At 67.0% G+C, this 23,386-nt stretch carries 21 protein-coding genes and 2 pseudogenes; 13 read left to right on the top strand and 10 right to left on the bottom strand.

The window, feature by feature from the left end; all coding sequences use genetic code 11:
* Positions 1-61 precede the first annotated feature (61 nt).
* Entirely contained in the window at positions 62-769 is a 708-nt protein-coding gene (locus ACMZPQ_RS13275; protein ID WP_197581941.1) for a helix-turn-helix transcriptional regulator, read from the bottom strand.
* On the bottom strand, positions 769-1,404 hold the full coding sequence (locus ACMZPQ_RS13270; RefSeq protein WP_414485987.1) for an NAD-dependent epimerase/dehydratase family protein: 636 nt from the start codon (positions 1,402-1,404) through the stop codon (positions 769-771). The genes ACMZPQ_RS13275 and ACMZPQ_RS13270 overlap by 1 nt, the downstream gene beginning before the upstream one ends.
* A gap of 105 nt (positions 1,405-1,509) precedes the next feature.
* On the opposite strand from ACMZPQ_RS13270, the gene ACMZPQ_RS13265 reads away from it, so the two are divergent.
* The gene (locus ACMZPQ_RS13265) at positions 1,510-3,048 is read left to right on the top strand and encodes a GGDEF domain-containing protein (RefSeq protein ID WP_197581937.1); all 1,539 of its coding nucleotides are present in this window, start codon (positions 1,510-1,512) and stop codon (positions 3,046-3,048) included.
* A 64-nt stretch (positions 3,049-3,112) separates the two neighbouring features.
* Here the strand turns inward: ACMZPQ_RS13265 and ACMZPQ_RS13260 are convergent, their stop codons facing one another.
* The gene (locus ACMZPQ_RS13260) at positions 3,113-4,039 is read right to left on the bottom strand and encodes a DUF808 domain-containing protein (RefSeq protein WP_197581935.1); all 927 of its coding nucleotides are present in this window, start codon (positions 4,037-4,039) and stop codon (positions 3,113-3,115) included.
* A 198-nt stretch (positions 4,040-4,237) separates the two neighbouring features.
* Here ACMZPQ_RS13260 and ACMZPQ_RS13255 point away from each other — a divergent pair.
* Positions 4,238-5,893: pseudogene (locus ACMZPQ_RS13255) on the top strand (ABC1 kinase family protein); the annotation flags it as partial.
* 245 nt (positions 5,894-6,138) lie between these two features.
* Complete coding sequence (locus ACMZPQ_RS13250) at positions 6,139-8,244, top strand: phosphoglycerol transferase I (protein WP_197581931.1); 2,106 nt, start codon at positions 6,139-6,141, stop codon at positions 8,242-8,244.
* A 110-nt stretch (positions 8,245-8,354) separates the two neighbouring features.
* Here the strand turns inward: ACMZPQ_RS13250 and ACMZPQ_RS13245 are convergent, their stop codons facing one another.
* Positions 8,355-10,781 (bottom strand): DUF3772 domain-containing protein, encoded by a 2,427-nt coding sequence (locus tag ACMZPQ_RS13245; protein ID WP_197581929.1) that lies wholly within the window; start codon positions 10,779-10,781, stop codon positions 8,355-8,357.
* Positions 10,782-10,968: 187 nt separating this feature from the next.
* Positions 10,969-11,217, bottom strand: coding sequence for a hypothetical protein (locus ACMZPQ_RS13240; RefSeq protein WP_197581927.1), 249 nt, complete (start codon positions 11,215-11,217; stop codon positions 10,969-10,971).
* Between the two features lie 183 nt (positions 11,218-11,400).
* Here ACMZPQ_RS13240 and ACMZPQ_RS13235 point away from each other — a divergent pair, with 183 nt between their 5' ends.
* The 4 genes from ACMZPQ_RS13235 (at position 11,401) to ACMZPQ_RS13220 (ending at position 14,266) form a co-directional block, all read left to right on the top strand.
* Positions 11,401-11,895, top strand: a complete 495-nt coding sequence (locus tag ACMZPQ_RS13235) for a lipocalin family protein (protein ID WP_197581979.1) — start codon at positions 11,401-11,403, stop codon at positions 11,893-11,895.
* Positions 11,896-12,016: 121 nt separating this feature from the next.
* Positions 12,017-12,445 carry an SMI1/KNR4 family protein gene (locus ACMZPQ_RS13230; protein WP_197581925.1) on the top strand — a complete coding sequence of 143 codons (429 nt, stop codon included), beginning with the start codon at positions 12,017-12,019 and terminating at the stop codon, positions 12,443-12,445.
* Between the two features lie 3 nt (positions 12,446-12,448).
* Positions 12,449-13,657 carry an FAD-dependent oxidoreductase gene (locus tag ACMZPQ_RS13225; RefSeq protein WP_197581923.1) on the top strand — a complete coding sequence of 403 codons (1,209 nt, stop codon included), beginning with the start codon at positions 12,449-12,451 and terminating at the stop codon, positions 13,655-13,657.
* Positions 13,658-13,783: 126 nt separating this feature from the next.
* Positions 13,784-14,266: a hypothetical protein gene (locus tag ACMZPQ_RS13220; RefSeq protein WP_197581921.1), complete on the top strand. Its 483-nt coding sequence runs from the start codon at positions 13,784-13,786 to the stop codon at positions 14,264-14,266.
* 88 nt (positions 14,267-14,354) lie between these two features.
* On the opposite strand, the gene ACMZPQ_RS13215 is transcribed toward ACMZPQ_RS13220, so the two are convergent.
* A complete protein-coding gene (locus tag ACMZPQ_RS13215) occupies positions 14,355-14,789 on the bottom strand; it encodes a PepSY domain-containing protein (protein ID WP_197584135.1) in 435 nt (144 codons plus the stop codon).
* A 144-nt stretch (positions 14,790-14,933) separates the two neighbouring features.
* On the opposite strand from ACMZPQ_RS13215, the gene ACMZPQ_RS13210 reads away from it, so the two are divergent.
* The 3 genes from ACMZPQ_RS13210 to ACMZPQ_RS13200 are packed head-to-tail and all read left to right on the top strand — an operon-like array spanning position 14,934 to position 17,202.
* The gene (locus ACMZPQ_RS13210) at positions 14,934-15,224 is read left to right on the top strand and encodes a PepSY domain-containing protein (RefSeq protein ID WP_197584137.1); all 291 of its coding nucleotides are present in this window, start codon (positions 14,934-14,936) and stop codon (positions 15,222-15,224) included.
* On the top strand, positions 15,224-15,883 hold the full coding sequence (locus ACMZPQ_RS13205) for a response regulator transcription factor (RefSeq protein ID WP_197584139.1): 660 nt from the start codon (positions 15,224-15,226) through the stop codon (positions 15,881-15,883). Before ACMZPQ_RS13210 ends, ACMZPQ_RS13205 begins: the two co-directional genes overlap by 1 nt.
* Positions 15,880-17,202: an ATP-binding protein gene (locus ACMZPQ_RS13200; RefSeq protein ID WP_197584141.1), complete on the top strand. Its 1,323-nt coding sequence runs from the start codon at positions 15,880-15,882 to the stop codon at positions 17,200-17,202. The genes ACMZPQ_RS13205 and ACMZPQ_RS13200 overlap by 4 nt, the downstream gene beginning before the upstream one ends.
* A 42-nt stretch (positions 17,203-17,244) precedes the next feature.
* Here the strand turns inward: ACMZPQ_RS13200 and ACMZPQ_RS13195 are convergent, their stop codons facing one another.
* Both ACMZPQ_RS13195 and speA read right to left on the bottom strand, forming a co-directional pair.
* Complete coding sequence (locus ACMZPQ_RS13195; protein WP_005411369.1) at positions 17,245-17,565, bottom strand: DUF6122 family protein; 321 nt, start codon at positions 17,563-17,565, stop codon at positions 17,245-17,247.
* Positions 17,566-17,608: 43 nt separating this feature from the next.
* Entirely contained in the window at positions 17,609-19,498 is a 1,890-nt protein-coding gene (gene speA, locus ACMZPQ_RS13190) for an arginine decarboxylase (RefSeq protein WP_197584143.1), read from the bottom strand.
* A gap of 190 nt (positions 19,499-19,688) precedes the next feature.
* Between speA and speE the strand changes: the two genes are divergently transcribed.
* On the top strand, positions 19,689-20,540 hold the full coding sequence (speE, locus tag ACMZPQ_RS13185; RefSeq protein WP_099554892.1) for a polyamine aminopropyltransferase: 852 nt from the start codon (positions 19,689-19,691) through the stop codon (positions 20,538-20,540).
* Positions 20,541-20,663: 123 nt separating this feature from the next.
* On the opposite strand, the gene ACMZPQ_RS13180 is transcribed toward speE, so the two are convergent.
* Positions 20,664-21,569, bottom strand: a complete 906-nt coding sequence (locus tag ACMZPQ_RS13180) for an aspartyl/asparaginyl beta-hydroxylase domain-containing protein (RefSeq protein ID WP_024957655.1) — start codon at positions 21,567-21,569, stop codon at positions 20,664-20,666.
* Positions 21,570-22,004: 435 nt separating this feature from the next.
* Here ACMZPQ_RS13180 and ACMZPQ_RS13175 point away from each other — a divergent pair, with 435 nt between their 5' ends.
* Positions 22,005-22,664: an RIO1 family regulatory kinase/ATPase domain-containing protein gene (locus ACMZPQ_RS13175; RefSeq protein ID WP_197580107.1), complete on the top strand. Its 660-nt coding sequence runs from the start codon at positions 22,005-22,007 to the stop codon at positions 22,662-22,664.
* A 145-nt stretch (positions 22,665-22,809) separates the two neighbouring features.
* Here ACMZPQ_RS13175 and ACMZPQ_RS13170 read toward each other — a convergent pair whose 3' ends face one another.
* Positions 22,810-23,148 (bottom strand): P-II family nitrogen regulator, encoded by a 339-nt coding sequence (locus tag ACMZPQ_RS13170; RefSeq protein ID WP_005411374.1) that lies wholly within the window; start codon positions 23,146-23,148, stop codon positions 22,810-22,812.
* A 158-nt stretch (positions 23,149-23,306) separates the two neighbouring features.
* On the opposite strand from ACMZPQ_RS13170, the pseudogene ACMZPQ_RS13165 reads away from it, so the two are divergent.
* Positions 23,307-23,386: pseudogene (locus ACMZPQ_RS13165) on the top strand (accessory factor UbiK family protein); the annotation flags it as partial.

The raw sequence follows: 23,386 nt of genomic DNA, 5'->3' as shown, positions 1-23,386 counted from the left end.
CGCCACCCCATCCCATCAGGAGCCGGAAACAAAGCGCAAAAGCCGTCGAGCAAGCTCGACGCTACGAGCGGTCCAGCCAGTCCGGGGCGATGCCCTGCGCCTTCTGCCAGCGCCGCAGCAGGGTGGCGCGTGGCACAAGGTAGTGATCCTCCAGCGCGCGCACCCGGCGGATGCGGTCCAAGCGGAAATGGCGGAAGTCCTCGCGGCTCTCGCACCATGCCGCCAGCATCGGCACTTCATCGAAGTAAGCCAGTGCGAACGGCCAGACGATGCGTTCGCTGCGCTGGCCGTGCGCATCCTCATAACCGAACGTGAGGCGCTGCTGCGTACTCACTGCTTCGCGCACGGCCTGCAGGCGCGCAGGCGGCACCTTGACCGCCGTTCGCGAAGGGCCCACCCGCAGGCCACTGTCACGCAATGCCTCGCGCCGCGCTGCGGGCAACACATGCGCGATACGCGCCAACGCATCGCGTGCGGCCTCGGCCAGAGCGGGTTCGGTACGGGCCGCAACCCAGCGCAAGCCCAACACCAGCGCGTCAATCTCGGCCGGTGGCAGGGTCATTGGCGGCAGGGTGTCGCTCGGCGCCAGCTGGTAGCCGATGCCGGCTTCTCCGCGCAGGTCTGCGCCCTGCTCGCGCAGGGTCTCGATATCGCGGTACAGCGTGCGCAGGCTGATACCCAGGGCTTCGGCCAGTACCTGGCCCGCCACCGGCCGCCGATGGCGGCGCAGCAGCTGCAGCAGCTGGGTCAGGCGCAGCGCACGCGACATCAGCCGACCAGTGCGCTGGATGCCACCACATGCTCGCCCGGCGGCGGCGCCAGCGCAGCATCCACCAGCGCCCTGGCAATCCGATCGGCCGGATTGATCCGCCACGCCCGCAGCAACACCGGCCCCAACACGCCCAGCACCTGCAGGGCGACGTGTTCGCCACGGCGCACCTGCTGCCGCTGCCCGCCAATCAGGCCGGGCCGCACCAGGGTGAGCGAAGCAAACTCGAGCGCGCGCAGGTCGCGCTCCAGCTCACCCTTCACCCGGTTGTAGAAAATCGCGGAGCCTGCATTGGCCCCCGCTGCCGAATTCAGTACGAAAGCGCGCGCGCCCTGGCTGCGGGCCAGCTGCGCAAACGCCAACGGGTAGTCATGGTCGATGCGATGGAAGGCCTCCCGGCTCCCCGCTTGGGCCATCGTGCTGCCCAGCGCGCAGATCACGGCATCCACCTGCGCCCAGTCGGGCGCCTCCGGCAGGGCGTCGAACTCCAGCACCGGGGCGTACAGCTTCGGGTGGGCCAGGGCCAGCGCCCGCCGGGTCGGGGCCACCACGGCACGGCAGCGCGGGTCGTCCAGCAGCATCGGCAGGGCCAGCCCGCCGACCAGCCCGGTCGCTCCCAGCAACATCACGCGCATCACCACCTCCACTGCGGCATCCTGTCGACCATCCTAGCCGTTCAAGCCGTCGGCGGCCGCGCCGATATGCTGGAACCAGTCCCTGCCAGCCCCAGGATTTGCTCCATGACGGACCAGCCCGACCACCGCCCCGCCCCCGGCACTGCCCTTGGGCCGCCGGCACGCGTGCGCGCGGTCGTGGATGACGGGCTGGGCGACCGCGTGGTGCTGCAGGGCGGCGGTGGCGTGGCCCTGCAGCAGCTGTTCGCTGGCGCCGATGCACCGGAGCCGCTGCTGGCTGCGTTCGCCAACGGCATGGCCACCCTGCCCGGCGAACTGGGCGACATGGGCGATCGCCTGCAGTCCGCGCAGGCCAGCGCGGACTGGCCGCGCTATGGGCGGGCGATGCGGCAGCTGATCGACAAATACATCCGCACCATCGAGCAGCATTCGCCGGACGGGCAGCCGGAAAGCCTGCGCCTGTCCGAGCAGCTGCGGCTGCTGCTGGGCGGCGCGGTAGTCGCGCTGCTGCAGCACGACCCGGACCTGCGCGAACAGGCGCAGGCGCTGGCCACGCGCCTGCGGCAGTGGCAGCCCGGCACGGCCCTGGAACCGATCGAACAAGGCGTGCGCGAACTCGGCCACCAGGTCGGCGTGCGCGCCGAGAGCTGGCAGGAGCAACAAGCGCTGCTTCTGGAGTTGTTCGCGCTGCTGCTGGAGAACGTGAGCGAGCTGCTGGACGACCGCAGCTGGCTGCAGGGCCAGATCGCCGCGGTACGCCAGCTGCTGGACGGGCCGCTGGAAGCCGAGGCCGTCGAGCGCACCCGTGCCGAGCTGCGCGAAGTGATCTACAAGCAGGGTCTGCTGCGCCAGGGCATCGACGATTCAAAGGCAGCGATGCGCGGGCTGATGGGTGAGTTCATCGAGCGCATGGATGGCATGGCTGCCAGCACCGGCGAGTACCACGATCGCATCGGCAGCTATGCGTTGCAGCTGCGCGAAGCGCGCAGCATCGCCGACCTCAACCAGCTGCTGCAGGATGTGATGCGCGATACCGGCAAGGTGCAGCAGCAGGCCGCGCAGGCACGCGACCACCTGGCCAACGCGCGCCAGGAAGTGGAACGTGCCGAACAGCGCATCGCCCAGCTGGAGCAGGAGCTGCGCGCCGCCGGTGACCTGGCACGCATCGACCCGCTCACCCAGGCACTGAACCGCCGTGGGCTGGAAGAGCTGCTGCAACGCGAACTGGCGCGCGCCGCACGCAACAACTCGCCGCTGGGCGTGGCGATGATCGACCTGGACGATTTCCACCAGACCAACGATGCGCACGGCCATGCCGGTGGCGATGCGCTGCTGCAGCACCTGGTATCCGTATGCAAGCTGCTGTTGCGCGCCACCGATGGCATCGCCCGGCTGGGCGGCGACGAGTTCGTGCTGGTGCTGCCCGAAACCCAGGGCGCCGACAGCATGGCCACGGTGCAGCGGCTGCAACGTTCGCTGGCGCACCGCGTGCTGACCGTGCAGGAGCAGCGCGTGCCGGTGCACTTCAGCGCCGGGCTGGCGCAGTGGCAGCCGGGCGATGACGCCGAAGCCCTGCTGCGGCGCGCCGATGACGCGTTGTACGCGGCCAAGCGACAGGGCAAGAACCGGGTGCAGGCGGGATGATCGTGGAATGGGGTCAGATCCCTTTTCCATTGGAAAAGGGATCTGACCCCGAGGGTCTACCGGCTTACTTCCCGCGCAGCTTCTGGAACCCGGTGACCGCCGCCAGCACGATGGCACCGGCGATGATGCCGACCACCATGTTGCCGGCCGCGCTGACCAGCCAGCCCCACTGGCCCTCACCGCCCAGTGCCTGCACCGCGTGATGCAGCGCCGGCACGTTGTGCACCAGGATGCCGCCGCCGACCAGGAACATGGCGATGGTGCCGGCCACCGACAGGAACTTCATCAGCCACGGGGCCGACGCAACCAGGCCACGACCGAAGGCCGCAACCGCGCCGCCCTTGCGCGACAGGTACAGGCCCACATCGTCGAGCTTGACGATGCCTGCCACCAGTCCGTAGACGAAGATCGTCATTGCCAGCGCGACCACCGCCAGCGTCAGCAGCTGGTTGGTGAACGTCGCGGTGGCCACCACGCCCAGGGTCAACACGATGATCTCGGCCGACAGGATGAAGTCGGTACGGATCGCCCCCTTCACCTTGTCCTTCTCCCACGCCACCATGTCCACCTGTGCATCGGCCAGCGCCTTGCGCCGCTCGGCCTGGCGCTCGGCGTCGTCATCGGAGGCGTGCAGGAAGCGGTGTGCCAGTTTCTCCACGCCTTCAAAGCACAGGAAGGCACCGCCGATCATCATCAACGGCACGATCAGCGGCACATTCCAGCCTCGGCTATGCAGCCACGCCTCCAGCGCACTGATCGCCAGCGCAGCCGGCACCAGGATCACCTTGTTGACCAGCGACCCCTTGGCCACCGCCCACACCACCGGCAGCTCGCGGTTGGCGTTGACCCCGGTCACCTGCTGCGCGTTCAGCGCCAGGTCGTCACCCAGCACACCCGCGGTCTTCTTCGCCGCGACCTTGGTCAGCACCGAAACATCGTCGAGCAAGGAGGCAATATCGTCGAGCAGGGCAAACAGGCTGGCACCGGCCATGGCACATCCAGAGAGGGAATGAGCGGATTCTGACCGATACCGGGGCAGCTGCGGAAGCGGCCGGATTCACCGCGTGCCTACCGCCCCCCGGCGACACTGCGGAATCCGGACATTGCCGGCCAGCGGCCGGCACTACCTGTATTCGTCGCATGGGAGTGTCGCTTGAGCAATCCGCCCACCGTCAATGGCAATCCTCCGCTGGTCAAGGGCATGAACCGGCGCAGCCAGATCCTGCGCCTGCTGATGCGCTATCGCCATTCAGGCGTTTTCTCGGGCATGAACCTGGAGGCCGCCGGCAGCCAGGTCGAAGCCCCGGCCGACGGCAACCCGGAACAGTTCGTCAGCGACCTGGAAGCGCTGGGACCGACCTTCGTCAAGCTGGGCCAGATGTTGTCCACGCGTCCGGACATGGTGCCGGTGGAGTTCGCCACCGCGCTGGAGCGCATGCAGGAAAAGGTGGCCGAGGTGCCGGTCGAACGCATCCACGCCATCGTCGAACAGGAACTGGGCGCGCCGGTGAACAAGCTGTTCGCCTCGTTCGATCCGGAACCGTTGGGCTGCGCATCGTTGGCGCAGGTGCATCGCGCGGTCATGCACGATGGCCGCCAGGTGGCAGTGAAAGTGCAGAAACCCGAGGTCGCCGCACAGGTGCGTTCGGACCTGGAAGCGCTGCGCAGCTTTGCCCTGGCCGCCGACCACCTGACCCAGGTCGGCCGCCGCGTGCGCCTGCGCGACTGGCTCAACGAGTTCGCCAAGACCCTGATGCAGGAGCTGGACTACCACGCAGAGGCCGAGAACCTGTCCCGCTTCGGGCGCCACCTCAAGCCGTTCCGCCGGCTTTGGGTACCGCAGCCGATCTGGGACTACAGCAGCCAGCGCGTGCTGACCATGGAACTGGCCACCGGCGTGCGCGTGGATGCGATTCCCGGCGTGCGCCGCACCGAGCAGTCGATGGACCCGCTGGCGGCAGCGCTGATTCGTGGCTACCTGGACCAGATCTTCGTGCACGGCGAGATCCACGCCGATCCGCATCCGGGCAACCTGCGGGTGATGCCCGATGGGCGTCTGGCCATTTTCGATCTGGGCATGGTCGCGCACATGCCGCCGCGCCTGCGCGAACGGCTGCTGAAGATCCTGTTCGCCGCCGTCGATGGCCGTGGCGAGGAAGTGGCCGATGACCTGATCAGCATCAGCACGCGGCTGGAAGCCTTCGACGAGGAACGCTACCTGCGTGAGACCGGCCAGCTGATTGCGCGTTACGCCGCCAGCGGCAGCTTCTCCGAAGGCCGTGTGGTGCTGGATATGGTGCGCACCGCCACCGCCTGTGGCCTGCGCACGCCTCCGGAACTGAGCCTGGTCGGCAAGGCGCTGCTCAACCTGGAGACCGTGTGCCGACTGCTGGCACCCGACCTGGACACACGCCGCATCGTCGAGCGCCAGCTGCAGCACGTGATGCGCGCACGCCTGAAGAAATCGCTGTCGGCGGCCAACATCGCCAGCGAGGCGATGGAGCTGCAGCAACTGCTGCGCGATGGGCCACGCAAGCTGTCGGACATCATGGCGCTGCTGGCCGAGAACCGCCTGCAGATGAAGGTGACCGGGCTGGAAGAATCGCGGTTGATGGAGAACCTGCAGAAGATCGCCAACCGCGTGGCGGCCGGCATCATCAGTGCGGCCTTGATCATGGCCTCGTCGCTGATGATGAAGCTCGAGACCGGCTGGCATGTATTCGGCTATCCGGCAATCGCGCTGGTACTGATGCTGATCGGCGTCGTGCTCGGGCTTGGCATCGTGACCAGTGCGTTGCTGTTCGATCGCCGCGCGCGGGCACGCGAAGAGCGTGGCCATCGCTGAATGACAACGAGGAAATCGCCGTATTCATGCGGTTTTTAATGCAATCCAGCGAAACCTTTCACGCGCGTTTTACCTGCGCAGCACGGTAGCGCGCGCATCCGTCCAACAAACATTTCAGTCAGGTTCGTGCATGCACTATCGGGTCATCGGCCTGTCATATGCATGTGCTTGTGGCAGCGCCGGTCGGATGGACACGCGTCGGTACGACGTCCATCACCACCACCCCGTCGCTGCCGAAGCTGCCTATGCTCTGGATACTGCTGCTGTCGTTGTTGCTGCTGTGCTGGCTGTTCCTCGCGTCCGCAAGATGGGTGTGGTGGAAGGCCGCCGCATTCTCGCTGCTGCTGCTCACGCTCAGCGCGTGGTGGTTGATCGACAAGCTGTCCGGTGACGGGCTCAATGCCGCCACCCTGTATCACCTGGGCGCCGACATGGAAGGCGCCGGCGTCTCCGACTTCAAGGGCTACATCGCGGGTTTCATCGTGCTGGTGGTGGTATCGCTGCTGCCGCTGTTCGCGACACGGGTAAAGCGCTGGCGTCGGCCCGGCCACGGCGGCGCCTGGTTTGCCGGCTTCGCCGTGGTGTGGGTGACCGCCATCATGGCCAGCCCGCTTGCGCGTGACGGCCAGCGTCTCTACCAACAGCTGCGCCCGGTCGATTTCGCCCGCATCGCACCCGAGTACCAGGTACCGACGCAGCCGCTGCAGCGCCCGCGCAACATCGTCTGGATCTACGGCGAAAGCCTGGAGCGTACCTATCTGGACGAGGCCGTGTTTCCCGGCCTGATGCCCAACCTCAACCGCCTGGCCGGGAAATCGCTGGACGTGCGCGGGCTGGCCTCGGCCGAAGGCAGTGGCTGGACCATCGCCGGCCTGGTGTCGTCGATGTGTGGCGTGCCGCTGACCACCTCGCAGGGCGATGAGAACAGCATGGACCGCATGGGCAGCTTCCTGCCCAAGGCGGTGTGCCTGGGCGATTACCTGAAGCAGCAGGGTTACACCAATCACTATCTGGGTGGCGCCAACGGCCAGTTCGCCGGCAAGGGCCAGTTCCTGGCGAGCCACGGCTTCGATGAAGTGCACGACCTGGCCTGGTTCAAGCAGCAGAAGAAGATCGGCCGCATCCACTACTCGGCGTGGGGCGTGCACGACGACGTGCTGCTGGACACCGCCTACCAGCGCTTCGAACAGCTCTCGCGTGCGGGCTCACCGTTCATGCTCACCACGTTGACCATGGACACCCACCACCCGGCGGGTCACCTGCCGGTGTCGTGCAAGGGCGAGCGCTACCAGAGCCAGTACGGCAACATCAACATGCTCAACGCGCTCAAGTGCAGCGATCGGCTGATCTCGCAGCTGGTGCAGCGCATCCAGGCGAGTCCGTATGGCAAGGACACACTGATCGTGATCGCCTCCGATCATCTGGCGATGCCCAACGATCTGACCCACATCCTGACCCAGCAGAAACGCGAGAACCTGCTGCTGTTCCTCGGCGATGGCGTGGCACCGCGGCAGCTGGCGGTGGAAGACGGTTCGACGCTGGATTCCGGTGCAACCCTGCTCAGCCTGCTCGATCCGAGCCTGCAGACCATGGGCTTTGGCCGCTCGCTGCTGGACGAGAAGCGCGCACCGAGTGCCAGCGTGGCCGCCCACCGCGACGGCGGCCGCGACTATCCGCAGTACCTGGCCTTCGCGCGCTCGTTGTGGCTGGGCGAACCGACCCGCGAACTGAAGATCGACGGCGACGACCAGGTGGTGGTCGGCATGCAGCACGTGCAGCCGCCGGTGCTGCTGGAGTACGACAAGGACTGGGGCTTGAAGTCGGTGTACCTGGAAAACACCTCGCGCCAGTTCGATGATGCCGACCCGGACAACACGCTGGCCTACGTCGATCGCTGCACCGCGTTCGAGGATGGCTCGGCCGACGGTGACTGGTGCGCGCTGCTGGTCAACCGCGATAACGGCATCAAGCTTTACCGCGACGACGATCTGCGCAGCGGCATTGCCGTGGATGCGCCGCTGGACGCGTTCCAGGGCCCGCGCCCGAGCGTGCGCCAGGCGCACATGATCACCCAGAAGGGCCGCCGCACCCGCGCCGGCCAGTACATGCTGCAGCTGGTGGCGAGCACGCGCCCGGATCGCGGCTTCTGGATCGAGGCGGTGTCCTCGCAGCGCAAGGTGGTGCTGGCCCAGCAGTGGGTGCAGCCCGATGCCAACGGCAAGATCAACGTGTCCTTCGGGCTGGATCACGAAGTGGATGACCTGGAGATCCGCGCGTGGTTGAACCATGCCGAGAAGCTGGCGGTGGATACGTTCGCACTGGTGCCCTCGCGCAGCCGCCCACGGGGGTAGATCCACGCCATGCGTGGATACGCTCGGCGCACGGGGTCAGATCCGTTCTCCTACGGAAAACGGATCTGACCCCGGATTGATGACAGGCCGCATCCACGCATGGCGTGGATCTATTGCGGATCGCGGGTGATGTGGATGTCGGTCGGGGTCGACAGCGGAATATTCCGCTCCGCCAGGATCTGCAGCAGGCTGAAGTACAGATCGCTGCGTGTGCCATACACCTGCCGTGGGCTGGCCACGTAGGCGAAGCTGTTGATGGTGATCTGGCCGCCGGCAATGCTGTCGATGTAGACCGTCGGCGCCGGCTGCTTCAGCACATTGGTATGCGCGGTGTACGCATCCAGCAGCGCCTGGCGCAGATTGCCGACATCGGTGCTGGGCGGCACCGCGAACTGGATCTGGATGCGCCCCTGGTTGTTGCCCATCGTCATGTTGCGCACGGTCTTGGTGACCAGCTCGGAGTTGGGCACGATCAGCGTCGACTTGTCGCCCACCTGGATCTCGGTCGAGCGCAGGCTGATACGGCGGATGTCACCTTCCTGGTCGCCCAGCTTCACCCAATCGCCGATCTTCACTGGGCGCTCGGCCAACAGGATCAGGCCGGAAACGAAGTTCTGGGTGATCACCTGCAGGCCGAAGCCGATACCCACCGACAGCGCGCTGACCAGCAATGCCAGCTTGCTCAGCTGCAGGCCCATGGCCGACAGCGCCCAGATCACCGCGATGATGATGCCCACGTAGCGGGCCACCGTACTCACCGAATTGCGCGCGCCCAGGTCCAGCTCGGTCTTGGGCAGGTAGGTGTCGGTCAACCAGCGCTGCACCAGCTGGGTGATCGCCAGGCCGGCCAGCAGCACCAGTACCGCCAGCACGATCCGCACCGGCTCCAGCTTGGTTCCACCAACATCGAATCCAGAGGTGAACAGCGAAGAGAAGCGCTCCACCACCGCGCCGATGTTGCCAAACGGTGCCACCAGCGCCAGCAATGCAATCAGCACGACGATGGTGCGCAGCGCCGCCGACAGCAGCACGCCCGCCTGCTCCAGCCTCGACACGCTCAGGCCGGTGCTGAGCAGGATGGTCTGGCCGACCTTGCTGTCGGCATTGAGCATCCAGGTACTCAGGTCATCAACGAACTTGAACAACAGGGTGGCCGCCAGCACCACGATGCTGCCGCCGATCAGCTGCTGGTTCACGAACTTGGCGAAATTCAGGTAACCCAGCAGGGTTGCGATGATGGCCGCCGCCACCGCGATGTTGCCTGCCACGCGGGCCAGCACCAGCCAGCTGCTGCGCCGCACCGGCGTGCTCGCGCCCAGCCCATCGGCCTGTGCCTCCAGCTTGGCTTCGGCCTCGGCGGTCTGTCGGCGGTGCAGGCGCGCCAGGGTCACCAGCATCGCCATGATCAGGCCCAGGTAGGTCAGTGCGATCAGGCCGTCCAGCGCCACGGTGGTGACGTCGCTGGTGCGCGTGGCCTGGTCGATGGCCACCAGCACGGTGCTCAACCAGGCCAGCGCCGCCGCGCCCCAGGCGTACTTGCGCAGCTTGAGCGCGGCGGTGTCGTCCAGGTTCAACAGCCGCCACGACGGGCGCTTGGGTACCAACAGGCAGGCGCTGAGTGCGGCAATGAACGCAGCGCGGAACGTGGCCGTCTCCAGGCCATCGGCCACCACCTGCAGGCGCGGTGCGATCGCATCGATGGCATCCAGGGCTGCCATCAGCACCACCACCGCATAGCCCGGCAGCAGCGTACCGACCAGCAGCAGCCACATGGCCAGGCCGGAGCGGCGCAGGCGGCCGTCGGGCGCGCGCTCGGACGCAGCAAAGCGCCGCCCCAGCGCGCGCAGCCACAGCCGCAGCGGGAACATCATCACCAGCGCGGCGGCCAGGCCCAGCAGCAGGGTGCCCCAACCATGGGTCTGCAGGCCGGTGACCAGTGCGTCACGCCCCTGTTGGGCCAACGGCGCAACGCGGGCGATATCGATCGGCAGGCGCTCGGCGACCTTGCTCCACAACGCCGGTGACAACGGCGAGGCCACCTTCTGTCCCAGCTCTTCGGTACGTTGCGCAGCGCGCTGCTGGTCGATGTCGCTCGCCAGCTGCTGGGCGCGCACGGCACTGGCCTTGGCCTGCGCCACCGACGCGGCCAGGCCGTCGCGCTGCTTGGTGATGATGCGCCGTTGCGCCGCCAGTTCAGGCGGCTCGGTGGCGCCTTCCGCCGGCGTGCCCAACTGCGCCAGCTGCTCGCTGATCCGGTCCAGCTGCGGCTGCAGCGCCTTCTCCAGCGCCTCAGCGTCACGCCGCGCCTGCGATGCGTTCTCGGACAGCATCGCCAGGGTTTCGATGGCTTCGGCGTCGCCCCGCTTGCGCTCGACATCCTTCAGGCTGGCATCGATCTGCGCCAGCTGCTGCTTCGGCGTGGGGTCCTCGTCCTGCGCCAGCACCGGCGCGGACAGCAGGAGGGCGCTGCACAGCAGCAGGGCCAGCCAGGGCCCCCGTGTACGGATCAATCGCAGGAAAGAAGACAAGCCAGCCACACCGGTTCACGCGGACCACCGCGCCTGCGCGCGACTATACGGCAGAGCCGGTAAAGGTCGGATCAGCCGGGTAGAGTCGACCGCTGGTCGACTGTCGCGCGCAGCGCGAGGTCTTGCCATTTGCGCGAAAAGCCGTCGAGCAAGCTCGACTCTACCGCCTGGCCAGTCCCACGTCTCAGCGGCAGCATCAGTACTTCAGCCGCAGCTCTTCCACGGCCGGCTGCTGCTGCGCATACCAGTCCTGGAACTCTTCCTCGCTGATCTCATCCGGCGCATACACCGCCACGGGGTGCCACGCATGGTCGGTCGGCAATGGCTGGCGCGGGCCGGCGCGCAGGCTGTAACTCACCCCCTCGTAGTCAACCAGGTCGTCGACCTGCGGCCACTGCTCGCGCGCGAACGCGGTTTCACTCTTCAACAGGATCACCTGGAACATCGGCACCTCCACCTCGGTTGGATCAGGAAAACACGGCGCTGGCGGCAGGATACCGCCGCGCCGGTGAAAACGCGCATTGCGCAGCGGCGACGCAATGTTCTGGACATCGCCCTCGCCCCGGCTTCACCCGCCCGTGGCAAGTCCATCGGCATCGTGGGGGCCCACCCCCTGCCCCCACCGCCGATGACCGACCACCCGCCGCTGAAGACCGTCGCCGACCTCAAGCTGCCCCGCTACCTGGGCACCTGGTACGAGATCGCTCGCCTGCCGATGCGCCATGAGCCGGAAGGCTGCACCGACGTCTCGGCGCACTACGCCCTGCTCGACAACGGCAATGTCGGCGTCACCAACCGCTGCCGCATGGACGGCGAGGTCGAGGAAGCCAACGGCGAGGCCTGCGCGGTGGACAACGACAGCGCGCGCCTCGAAGTGAGCTTCCTGCCCAAGGGCCTGCGCTGGTTGCCGTTCGCCAAGGGCGATTACTGGGTGATCCAGGTCGCCCCGGACTACAGCGTGTCGCTGGTCGGCAGCCCGGATCGCAAGTACCTGTGGCTGCTGGCGCGCGAGCCCCGGCTGGACGCAACGGTGCAGGACCATTATCTGGCCAGCGCGCGGCTGCAGGGCTTCGATCTGTCCGAACTGATCCAGACCCCGCACACCGGCCGCCCCACCGCCTGAACTACGGGCAATGGTGGACGCCAACCGAGTCCGCCAATGACGTTATCCCCCATCGCAACATTCATCAGCCGCAAGCAAACTCCTGGTTGAGCCACTCCCCGAAAGACACAGAAGAGCAGCCATGGAATATCACCTGACAGAGGGACAGCTCAATGGCCCCGCTGAAATGTTGGCCATTGCTGATCTGTCAGCCCGAGTGGGAGTGGCACTTCCCGAGAGCTACCTTGAATTCCTTAGGGCGCACAACGGTGGCGAAGGATTCATTGGCGACAACTACATTGTCTTCTGGGAAGCAGAAGAGGTGGTCGACTTCAATCGTGAGTATGAGGTTGAATCATACGCGCCGGGCATATTCCTGTTCGCCTCGGACGGCGGCGGGGAGGGATTTGGATTTGACACATTGGATGCAGCACTGCCGGTAGTCCGGATTCCATTTGTTGGCATGGATCGTCAATACGCCATCCCGGTAGCGAGTGACCTTCCCGACCTGTTCGTTCGATTGCTTGTAGATCAGCCTGCGGACGGGCATGAAATCAATCCGGCAGGCTGACCCATGGACCTGAAAAGTGGCTACCCGTGGTGGGCGGTACGCAACGGCCTGATCCACGCCTATCCGCCGCTGCAGCAGGACCTTCGCTGCGACGTGCTGGTGGTGGGCGGCGGTGTCACCGGCGCACTGATCGCCGATGAGCTGTCCCAGCATGGGCATGAGGTCGCCGTGATCGAACAGCGCGACATCGGCTGGGGCAGCACCGCCGCCAGCACCGCGCTGCTGCAGTACGAGATCGACACGCATCTGCTGGAGCTGGCCCAGCGCTACGGCCATGATGCCGCCGCACGGGCCTACCTCGCGTGTGCCGAGGCGATACCGGCGCTGGGCGAGGTGGCTCGCGGCCTGAAGGACGTGGATTTCCAGCGCATGGACAGCCTGTACCTGGCCAGCCGCGCGCGCGACGTGCCGCGGCTGATGGCCGAAGGCGAGGCCCGCCGTGGCATTGGCCTGGACGCCCGCTGGCTGGATGCCGACGCGCTGCAGGAGCGCTTCGACGTGGACGCTGGCGGCGCGCTGCTGACCCGGGAGGCCGCGCGGGTCGATCCCTATCGACTGACGTACGCCTTGCTGCAACGCCTGCGGCGACGGGGCGGTCACGTGCATGACCGCACGCTGCTGCACACGCTCACGCCTGGTCCGCGTGGTGTGGTGGCGCGCACCGAGGCCGGCGCCACGATCCGCGCCCGCCACGTGGTGCTGGCCATGGGCTATGCCAACCAGCGCTGGCTCGATCAGCGCGTCGCCCGCAACCGCAGCAGCTATGCCTTCATTACCGACCCGATCGATGCCGAGGTGCTGGGCCAACTGCGCAACACCATGGTGTGGGAAAGCGCGCGCCCCTACCTGTACCTGCGCGCCACCGGCGACCAGCGCCTGCTGGTCGGCGGGCTGGACGATGCCATCGACATCCCCGCCCGCCGCGACCGGCGCGTGGACCGGAAGGCCGCCAAGCTGATGAAGCAGCTGCGGCACTGGTTCCCGCGGCTGGACCCGGTTGCCGCCTTCTCCTGGGCCGGCACCTTCGCCGAAACCGCTGACGGCCTGCCGTTCTTCGGCCCGCATGAACAGTGGGGCCCGCGCGTGCACTTCGCCATGGCCTATGGCGGTAACGGCATCACCTACTCGATGATCGGTGCGCAGTTGCTGCGGGCCACGATCGAGCGGCGCAAGCACCCGCTGGCGGGGCTGTTCGGGTTCGGGCGGTTGTGACCTGCAGCCAGGCATGGCCTGGCTCTACCCCAATCCGGTGCCGACAGGCATCATTCAAGCAGCCCCTGCTAGCGTCGGCCTGTACCGCCGCGTGTTGCGTGGTCACCTGTCCGCTGGAGCGCCGTCATGATCCGCCCCCTGACCCTGCTGCTGTGCCTGGCCCTGCCGGGAACCGTGCTGGCCCAGTCCGCTGCCGGCGCCACCGCGCCGCAGGCCGCTGGCCTGGATCTGTCGCTGCCGCAGGCACCGATGCGCTACCTGAACGATGCGAGCCTGAAGCAGGACCCGCCGGGCACCTATTACGGCGACAAGAGCGGCCCGCGCGTGCACGACGACGCGAAGATCGCCGACGTGACCGACGACAAGGTCAAGGTCTCCGGCAGCTTCACCACCGGCATCGGTTACTCGAAGAATGGCGGCAACAGCCACTACAACGCCGCCACGCTGAACCTCAGCAAGAACTACACCACCGATGAAGGCAAGACCCACGGGGTCAACGTCAACATCCATGTGAGCGAAGGCAAGGGCCCCGGCTTCTTCGGCCCCTATGGCGGCTACTACGGCCGCGGCCCGGGCTACTGGGACTACCCGCCGCCGTTCGGCTGGTAGTCGCACGGTAGCGCCGGCCGCTGGCCGGCGACTCGCGGGGTTGGAAACGATCATGGGTTGCCGGCCAGCGGCCGGCACTACCAGCAGGTCAATCCAGCCAGCCATCGCGCTCGCTGTGCAGGATGCGGCCGTCATAACCGCTCAGGCGCACGTCCACCTTCTGGTTGCGGGCGTTGCGCGCTTCCAGCGACCAGGTCGCGCCATCGCGTTCCAGCGAGTGGATCTCGCGCAGGCCATGCGCCTGTGCCCGCGCCAGCACCTGTTCGGCACTCAACAGCGCACGGCCATTGTGTTCGTCGAAGATCTCGCCGGTCTTCGGGTCCACGAAGACCTCGCTGAAGCGGCCATCGGCGCGGCTGACGTCCGCTTCCCACAGGCCGTCATCGCGCTCGATCTCATGGATCTGGGTGTAGCCGGCCTTGCGCAGGGCCTGTTCGACCTGGGCCATGCCCAGCGGTGCGGCCTGCGCGGCCGGGGCGAGAGCCAGCAGGGCAACGGTGGCGAGGGTGAGCGACTTCAACATGGGGGTTCTCCTGTTCGTGGCCGGACCATCCCGGCACCGCCACGATGCCCGTTGTGGTTAACAGCCCCTTAGCTGCCACTGTTAGCCGGCTGTTAGTCGCCAATGGCACGCTCCCGCCTGTTCCCCTGCCCTGGCGCGCCCGCGATGCTCTCGACCCTGCCCCTGCTGCTGGCCCTGGCCAGCGCCCCGACCGCCGCCGCGCCCATGCAGGACCCGGCGCAGCAGGTCGCACGCCGCGCCGTGCAGCAGGGCCGCTATGTGCCGCTGGAAAGCGTGGTGCGCGACGCGCTCAGGCGCTACCCGGGGCAGCTGCTGGAAGTGGAGCTGGACGACGGCGTCTACGAGGTGGAGATCCTGCGCAGCGACGGCGTGGTGGTCGAGCTGGACTATGATGCGCGCAATGGAAAGCTGCTGAAAACGGAGCTGGACGACTGATGCGCATCCTGTTGGCCGAAGATGACGCCGCGCTGGCGCAGCGCCTGGTGCCGCTGCTGGAGCAGGCCGGTTACGTGGTGGCGGCGGTTGCCGACGGTCGCCAGGCCGAGCAGATCGGCCAGATCGAGGACCTGCAGGCGGCCATCGTCGACCTCGGCCTGCCCGGGCTGGACGGACTCTCCGTCATCGAGCGCTGGCGCGGCAACGGCCGCCGCTTTCCGGTGCTGGTGCTGACCGCGCGCGGGCGCTGGCATGACAAGCTGGCCGGCTTCGATGCCGGTGCCGACGACTACCTCACCAAACCCTTCCAGGCCGACGAGCTGGTGCTGCGCCTGCGCGCCCTGATCCGCCGCAGCCATGGCCATGCCAGCCCGCGCCTGCACTGCGGCCCGCTGCAGCTGGACGTCAACGCCGGGCGCTTTGAACTGGATGGGCAGGCACTGCCGTTGAGTCCGCAGGAGTTCCGTGTGCTGAGCTACTTCATCCATCACGCCGGCAGTGTGATCAGCCGCGACCGCCTCGGCGAACAGGTCTTCGAAAGCGGCTACGATCCCGACTCGAACGCGCTGGACGTGCTGCTCGGGCGCGTGCGCCGCAAGCTGGGCGTTGACCTCATCCATACCGTGCGCGGCCAGGGTTGGCGGCTGGCTGACGCATGAGCCGGCGGCAACCTTCGCTGCGCCGGCGGCTGCTGCTGGTGGGCGGCATCGGCCTGGTGCTGGTATCGGTGCTGGCCAGCGTGCTGCTGGGCGAGCTGTTCAAGCGCAGCGCGCGCGACCGCCTGGACGGCGAGCTGCAGCAGGACATGCTGACCCTGCTAGCGCAGGCCGAGATCGATGCGGACGGGCAGCTGCGCCTGCGCCAGGAACCCAACGACGCGCGCTTCCAGCGGGTGTTCTCCGGGGCGTATTGGCAGATCGCCGATCGCCACGGCAAGGTGCTGCTGCAGTCGCGCTCGCTGTGGGACCAGGCCCTGGCCGCCCCCGCCGAAGGCCCGTCGGAGCGCAACCTGCCCGGGCCGATGCAGCAGTCGTTGCGTGCCCGCGTGCAGCAGGTCCGCCTGCCCCGCGCCAGCGCGCCGTTCATCGCGGTGGTCGCCCACGACCGCAGCGCGCTGGATGCCGATGTCGCTGCATTCCGCCACCGCAGCGCCTTGGCGCTCGGCATCCTGGTGGCCGCCTGGTTGGCGGTACTGGCCAGCCAGGTGCACTTCGGCCTACGCCCGCTACGTGGGCTCGGGCAGCAGCTGGAACGCATCCGCCGTGGTGAGGCCGAGCGCATTGACCGCAGCCAGCTGGACCGGGAAATCGCGCCACTGGCCGATGAGCTTGATGCGTTGCTGGACCACCACCAGCGCATGGTGGCGCGTGCACGCAGCAGTGCCGAAGATCTGGCCCACGCCCTGAAGACGCCGCTGAGCGTACTGGCCGCCGAAGCGCAGGGCGAAGGCCGTGACTGGCGCCGTAGCCTGCACGAGCAGGGCGCACGCATGCGCGCCAGCATCGACCGCTACCTGGCCGCCGGCCTGGCCGTGGACCATCGTCAGCGTGCCGAGGTGGCCCCGGCCGCCGAAGCCCTGTGCCGGCTGATGACCCGCGTGCATGCCAGCCGCCGTATCCAGTTCCAGATGGACGTCGCGCCGGGCCTGGCCTTCGCCGGCGCCAGCACCGACCTGGAAGAGATGCTCGGCAACCTGCTGGACAACGCCGGCAAGTGGGCGCGCAGCGAGGTGCGCTTGCGCGCTTTGGCCCAGAACGAACGGCTGCACATCGAAGTCCGCGATGATGGCCCGGGGTTGGACAAGGCCAAGCTGGAAAGCGTCCTGCAGCGCGGCGTGCGCCTGGACGAACGGGTGGAAGGCAGCGGCCTGGGCCTGGCGATTGCGGCGGAGATCGCGGCCAGCCACGGCGGCTCGCTGCGCCTGTCGAACGAGAACCCGGGATTGCGCGCACGGCTGGAGCTGCCGCTGGCGGGGTGATCGCCGGGCGCGGCCCGCACCGCAGCCGAGCCCAGGCTCGGCTCAGCGGTGGTGCATCCACCAGCAGTCGATCGCGTCCAGCACGATGTGGATGATCAACCCGATGCCAAACAGCCGCGTCTTCTTCGGCACGCACAGGCCGGCATACACCGCGATGGCCGGTGCGGTGTGCAGCGGATGGAAGCCGATGCTGCAGCGGTTCGGCGCGTAGATCGGATCGGCCAGCAGGTGGTCCAGGTCGATGATCCAGCCCAGCAACATCAGCAACCACGCCGAGGCGAAACGCTTGCGCCAGAACAGCCATGCCAGCAGGGCTGGCACGGCGGCATGCAGGAACAGGTGGAAGATCGCGCGTGCGCTCATCAGGGCCGGTAGCGCCGGGCCATGCCCGGCGCTTCCTTCAACGTCAAACCAGCGGTTCGTCGGACAGGTAGGTGTAGCCGGTCAGGCCGGCTTCCAGCGCGTCCGACAGTTCCTGCGCACGTTCCGGCGACAGCTCTGCCGCCGCCACGCGCTGGGCATACGCCGCACGCAGCTCGTCCAGCTTGTAACCCACGTAGTCCAGCATCACGTCGGTGGTGTCACCGCGGCGCTGCTGGGTGATCGCGTAGCCATCGGCATCGGCCAGCACTTCCACCGCGTCGGTGTCACCGAACAGGTTGTGGATGTCGCCGAGGATTTCCTGGTAGGCGCCGACCATGAAGAAACCGATGCGGTAGCTCTCGCCGTGCTTGATCGCGTGCAGCGGCAGCGAGCTGTCCAGGCTCTCGTTCTCGACGTAGGTCTTGACCATGCCATCCGAATCGCAGGTCATGTCGGCGATGATGCCGCGACGGTCCGGCGTTTCGTCCAGGCGCTCGATCGGCACGATCGGGAACACCTGGTCGATCGCCCACGCATCGGGAATCGACTCGAACACGCTGAAGTTGACGAAGTACTTGTCGACCAGGCGCTCGTTCAGCTCATCCAGCGCCGGGCGATGGCTCTTTTCGTCATAGCTCAGGCGCGCACGCACGCCGTGGGCGATGGCGTAGAACAGATCGTCGATGCGCGCACGCTGCGGCAGGTCGATCTGGCCCAGCGCGTAGCTGGCCAGGCCTTCGGCGTGGAAGTGCTGCGCTTCCTGGAACAGCTCCACCGCCGGACGCGTGTCCAGCTCCTCGTGGATCTCGCGCAGGTGGCGGATTGCCGCCGGTTCGTCGTCATGCTGGTCCGGCACGCGGCCTTCCTGCGCCTGTTCCACTTCAGACACGTTGGCAATCAGCACCGCGTGGTGCGCGGTCATCGCGCGGCCGCACTCGGTCACGATGCGCGGCGGGGTCAGGCCGTGCTCTTCGCAGGCGTTGGCCAGCGGCTGCACGATGTTGCTGGCATACGAATTCAGGCCGTAGTTGATCGAGCAGAAGCTGCGCGAACGGGTGCCTTCGTAGTCCACGCCCAGGCCGCCGCCCACGTCGACGTGGGTGATCTTCGCGCCCAGCTGTGACAGTTCGACGAAGTAGCGGGTGGCTTCGCGCATGCCGTTGGCGATGTCGCGCACGTTGGAGATCTGCGAGCCCATGTGGAAATGCAGCAGGCTCAGGCAGTCGGCATATTCGGTATCGCGCAGCGACTTCCACAGGTCCAGCAGCTGGCGCGGGGACAGGCCGAACTTGGCCTTGTCGCCACCACTGTTCTGCCACTTGCCCGCGCCCAGCGAGGCCAGGCGCATGCGCACGCCCAGGCCCGGCTTCACGTCCAGCGCCTTGCACTCTTCCAGCACCAGCTTCAGCTCGGACGGCTTCTCGATGACGATGAAGGTCTGCAGGCCCAGCTTGCGGCCGATCAGCGCCAGGCGGATGTACTCGCGGTCCTTGTAACCGTTGCAGACGATCAGACCACCCGGGCGCGACAGCGCCAGCACGGCCATCAGTTCGGGCTTGCTGCCCGCTTCCAGGCCGAAGCCTTCACCGTGGTGGCTGGCCAGGGTGCCGGCCACGCCGCGGTGCTGGTTGACCTTGATCGGGTACACGGCCGTATAGCCGCCGGCGTAGTCCCAGTCCTGCTGGGCCTGGGCGAAGGCCGCCTGCAGCTTGCCCAGGCGCTGGCCGAGGATGTCCGGGAAGCGCACCAGCAGCGGCAGCTTCGCGCCGGCGGCACGGGCCGCATCCACCACCTTGGGCAGCGACACCACCGGGCCGTCCGCCCCGGTCGGTCTCACCACCATGTGCCCGGCCTGATCCACGTCGAAGTAACCATCCGCCCAATGCGGGATCGAGTAGGTCTTGCGGGCTTGGTCGAGGGACCAATCGGTCATTTCAGTCGGCCTTGTTGGCAATAAAAGGGGGGGCATGATAACGCCTATATGCCCACAGGTTCGTTATCATGCGCGCCCGCGCCCGTGACGGGTTTAAACCTGAACGGGCCGATCCGTCCGGATGTGGCATCTGTGCCACGCGGCCCCGCCCGCCAGCCCGGCTTCACCCCTCCGAACAGGACTGTTTTCAATGACTGACAGCAACAACTGGTACATCGAACACTTCGAGCGCACCGGCTCGGCCATCGGCTACCGCATCACCGGCAAGCTGGACGAGGTGCAGTCGCCGTTCCAGAAGATCGAGATCTTCCAGACCACCGACTGGGGCAACCTGATGACCATCGACGGGGCCATCATGCTGACCAGCAAGGACAACTTCTTCTACCACGAGATGATCAGCCACCCGGTGCTGTTCACCCACGCCGCGCCCAAGCGCGTGGTGATCATCGGTGGCGGCGACTGCGGCACCCTGCGCGAAGTGCTCAAGCACAGCGGCGTGGAGAGCGTGACCCAGTGCGATATCGACGAGCAGGTCACGGTGATGGCGCGCAAGCACTTCCCGGAACTGTGCGACTCCAACGACGACGCCCGCGCCGAGCTGCTGTTCGACGACGGCGTGGCCTACATGGCCAACTGCCCGGCCGGCAGCGTGGACGTGGTGATCGTCGATTCGACCGACCCGGTCGGCCCGGGCGAAGGCCTGTTCAACAAGGCCTTCTACGAAAGCTGCTTCAAGGCGCTGAAGGACGACGGCATCCTGGTGCAGCAGTCCGAGTCGCCGCTGATGCAGCTGGACCTGATCAACGAAATGCGCGCCGAGATGGGCAAGGCCGGCTTCGGCTCGTTCAAGACCCTGCCGTTCCCGCAGCCGTGCTACCCCACCGGCTGGTGGAGCGTGACCATGGCGCGCAAGGGCGATAGCAGCTTCGACTTCCGCCAGGCCGACTCGGCCGCCAAGACCTTCAACACCCTGTACTACACCGCCGCGCTGCACACCGGCGTGCTGGTGACCCCGCCGTTCGTGCAGGCGGCATTGAAGTAAGGCGTGCCGACCAACGGTCGGCACCCACCCATGCAAAAGAAAAACCCGCGCTGGCGACAGCGCGGGTTTTTTCATGTTCCGGTAGTGCCGGCCGCTGGCCGGCAACCCCATGAACAACCGTAATCAGAGCGCCCAGATACCGGCGATCACCGCCACCACCAGGCCCCACTTGATCAGCTGGTAGGCCACCACGCTGCGCTCGCGCAGCGCCTTGGCCTTCAGCCGCACCTTGTACACGCTGCCGAAGGCCTTGTTGACGCCACCGGTCGGGTCACCCGGCAGGTTCGGCGAGGCACCACCGGCCAGCAGCGTAGCTGCCACCGCGCGGTTGAACAGGCCCGGCAGGCCGAAGCGCAGCGGACGGGCGATATCGCAGAACAGGATCACGCGGTCATCCGGCGTCTCGTTGTGCGCATGGTGGATGTAGGTCTCGTCGAACATCATCCACTCGCCATCGCGCCAGCTCTTCTTGATGCCGTCCACCTCGATGTAGCAGCCATCGTTGTTGGGCGTGGCCAGGCCCAGGTGCAGGCGCAGCGAACCGGCGAACGGGTCGCGGTGCGGGCGCAGTTCACTGCCCGACGGCAGCTGCGCGAACATCGCCGCGCGCACGTCCGGCAGCGACTCCAGCAGCGCGGTGGTCTTGGGGCACATCGCCTTCGCCGACGGGTGCGACGGGCCGTACCACTTCAGGTAGAAGCGCTTCCAGCCACGGCGGAAGAACGAATTGAAACCGGCATCGTTGAACGTGCTGGACGCAGCAATCTTCTGCGCATCGCGCAGCGCCAGCGCCTCATCGCGGATCATCTGCCAGTTCTGGCGCAGCGGTTCCAGCTGCGGAAATTCCTTGGCCGGGTCCAGGAACGGCGTGGTCGGCACCTTCGAGAACATGTACATGACCACGTTGATCGGGGCCATGAAACTGGAGTGGTCCAGCAACTGGCGCGACCAGCGCGCGCGGACCTTGCCACGGAAGTGGATGTACAGCACGCAGGCCACGAACAGCGCTGCAATGACGATTTTGATGATCAAAGCACTTTCCTCCAGCCGCGGCCGGAACGGGAAACGGGGCGATGCACGGCCAGGTGGCCAGCACCGGTGGGGAGCGCGGCAGGGGACGGGGACGTGCCGGTGGGGGCGGCCGCCGATGTCGCGGGTTAACAGCTTATGGTCGGCAGGCCGTGCGCCGGGGTCAAGCCGGGCGTGCGCCGCGTTCAGCAGAACGCGGCGGAAGGCGCCGAAAGATCGCCCAACCTGTTGATGCAGAAAGAACACCACCAAAAGTGAGACGGAAATGTCCGATTTCATGTGACGAACTGTTCCAGCCACGACCCCGACATTTCTCGGACAAATCGTCGATTAGCGAACTGGCGAGTACTAAAATTAACGAAAACTTAGTAACTCCCTGTAACACCGGTTCGCTTGACGCTTTGCGCCACCCACCGGGTCGACCGAGACCCCGACATGTACCTCCCTGCAACGCCCCCCTCTGCCTGCGGCGACGATGCCGCGGCACCGCTGCTGCTCAAGCGCGGGGAACGCTTCCTGGCCCCCGATGTCTACCGCACCTGCCTGGACGGGCGCGAGGCGGTCATCAAGGACTATTCCCGCTACCGCGGCACCCCGGTTTCACTGATCGCCCGGCTGATGGTGCGCCGTGAAGCACGCATGCTGCAGCGCCTTGGCGGCTGGAAACACGCCCCGGCCCTGCTTGGCACCCTCGGTGGCCTGGCACTGGGCATGGAGTTCATTCCCGGGCAGACCCTCAGCACCGCCCAGGCCGTCGGCAATGAAGTGTTCGAGCAGCTGCAGCACGCGCTCAGCCGCCTGCACGCGGCCGGCATCACCCACAACGATCTGCATGGCACCAACGTGGTGGTCAGCGGCGGCGTGCCCGTGCTGCTGGACTTCACCTCGGCCTGGCGCGTACCCCGCTGGCTGCGCCGCGGCCCGCTGAGCCGGCAGATGCGCCGCAGCGACATGAAGAACCTGCTGAAGATCCGCCAGCGCGTGACCGGACAGGCGCCGAGTGCCGCGCAGGCCGCGCTGGTGGCCGACCCGGGCTGGGTGGCCGCCGTGCGCCAGGGTTGGAAGCGGTTCTACAAATGGGCGAAGCGCCGGTAAGCGCTTTGCTTTGGTAGGGGTCGAGCTTGCTCGACCGCTTTGCCGCTCTTTGTAGAGTCGAGCTTGCTGGACTGCTCTGCGCTTCAGTCGAGCAAGCTCGACTCTACAAAAGCCGCGCTACAGCCCGAATACGCACAAAACCGGGTTACAACGCGTCCGCGTCCAACTCACCGGTACGAATACGCACCACGCTGCCCAGGTCGTACACGAACACCTTGCCGTCACCAATCTTGCCGGTGCCGGCGGCCTTCACGATGGCCTCAACCACCGCCTCCACCTGGTCATCGGTCACCGCCACTTCCAGCTTCACCTTCGGCAGGAAATCGACCACATACTCCGCGCCACGGTACAGCTCGGTATGGCCCTTCTGGCGACCAAAACCCTTCACTTCCGTCACCGTGATCCCGGTAACCCCACGCTCGGCCAGCGCTTCGCGCACGTCATCGAGCTTGAACGGCTTGATCACCGCCATGACCATCTTCATCGTCGATCTCCTGTATTCCGGCGTGGAGGATAGCGCCTGAACGGGGCCGGTGCGAAACCCGCAGCGCCTGTCCGGCGAGTGGGGGCCAGCAGTATCCTTATCGCTGAACAGCCGTGGCCGCGCCGGACGCGCAGGCCCACCACCCCACGGAGCACCCCATGATCGACCTGAACCACATCGATGACCTCGCCCGTCGCCTCAGCGACCTGGTGCCGCCGGGCCTGCGCGAATCGCGCGA

It is taken from the genome of Stenotrophomonas maltophilia (assembly GCF_047497515.2).
GTDB lineage: Bacteria > Pseudomonadota > Gammaproteobacteria > Xanthomonadales > Xanthomonadaceae > Stenotrophomonas.
This window is presented reverse-complemented; position numbering and strand designations above follow the sequence as displayed.

What these genes read in the sequence shown, in the direction of transcription:
- ACMZPQ_RS13265 (WP_197581937.1), top strand. Translation starts at nt 1,510, where the DNA reads ATGACGGACCAGCCCGACCACCGCCCCGCCCCCGGCACTGCCCTTGGG.
- ACMZPQ_RS13230 (WP_197581925.1), top strand. Translation starts at nt 12,017, where the DNA reads ATGGAATATCACCTGACAGAGGGACAGCTCAATGGCCCCGCTGAAATG.
- ACMZPQ_RS13275 (WP_197581941.1), bottom strand. Translation starts at nt 769, where the DNA reads ATGTCGCGTGCGCTGCGCCTGACCCAGCTGCTGCAGCTGCTGCGCCGC.
- ACMZPQ_RS13270 (WP_414485987.1), bottom strand. Translation starts at nt 1,404, where the DNA reads ATGCGCGTGATGTTGCTGGGAGCGACCGGGCTGGTCGGCGGGCTGGCC.
- ACMZPQ_RS13170 (WP_005411374.1), bottom strand. Translation starts at nt 23,148, where the DNA reads ATGAAGATGGTCATGGCGGTGATCAAGCCGTTCAAGCTCGATGACGTG.
- ACMZPQ_RS13215 (WP_197584135.1), bottom strand. Translation starts at nt 14,789, where the DNA reads ATGTTGAAGTCGCTCACCCTCGCCACCGTTGCCCTGCTGGCTCTCGCC.
- ACMZPQ_RS13235 (WP_197581979.1), top strand. Translation starts at nt 11,401, where the DNA reads ATGACCGACCACCCGCCGCTGAAGACCGTCGCCGACCTCAAGCTGCCC.
- ACMZPQ_RS13195 (WP_005411369.1), bottom strand. Translation starts at nt 17,565, where the DNA reads ATGAGCGCACGCGCGATCTTCCACCTGTTCCTGCATGCCGCCGTGCCA.
- ACMZPQ_RS13225 (WP_197581923.1), top strand. Translation starts at nt 12,449, where the DNA reads ATGGACCTGAAAAGTGGCTACCCGTGGTGGGCGGTACGCAACGGCCTG.
- ACMZPQ_RS13205 (WP_197584139.1), top strand. Translation starts at nt 15,224, where the DNA reads ATGCGCATCCTGTTGGCCGAAGATGACGCCGCGCTGGCGCAGCGCCTG.
- ACMZPQ_RS13175 (WP_197580107.1), top strand. Translation starts at nt 22,005, where the DNA reads ATGTACCTCCCTGCAACGCCCCCCTCTGCCTGCGGCGACGATGCCGCG.
- speE (WP_099554892.1), top strand. Translation starts at nt 19,689, where the DNA reads ATGACTGACAGCAACAACTGGTACATCGAACACTTCGAGCGCACCGGC.
- ACMZPQ_RS13250 (WP_197581931.1), top strand. Translation starts at nt 6,139, where the DNA reads ATGCTCTGGATACTGCTGCTGTCGTTGTTGCTGCTGTGCTGGCTGTTC.
- ACMZPQ_RS13200 (WP_197584141.1), top strand. Translation starts at nt 15,880, where the DNA reads ATGAGCCGGCGGCAACCTTCGCTGCGCCGGCGGCTGCTGCTGGTGGGC.
- ACMZPQ_RS13220 (WP_197581921.1), top strand. Translation starts at nt 13,784, where the DNA reads ATGATCCGCCCCCTGACCCTGCTGCTGTGCCTGGCCCTGCCGGGAACC.
- ACMZPQ_RS13240 (WP_197581927.1), bottom strand. Translation starts at nt 11,217, where the DNA reads ATGTTCCAGGTGATCCTGTTGAAGAGTGAAACCGCGTTCGCGCGCGAG.
- ACMZPQ_RS13210 (WP_197584137.1), top strand. Translation starts at nt 14,934, where the DNA reads ATGCTCTCGACCCTGCCCCTGCTGCTGGCCCTGGCCAGCGCCCCGACC.
- ACMZPQ_RS13260 (WP_197581935.1), bottom strand. Translation starts at nt 4,039, where the DNA reads ATGGCCGGTGCCAGCCTGTTTGCCCTGCTCGACGATATTGCCTCCTTG.
- speA (WP_197584143.1), bottom strand. Translation starts at nt 19,498, where the DNA reads ATGACCGATTGGTCCCTCGACCAAGCCCGCAAGACCTACTCGATCCCG.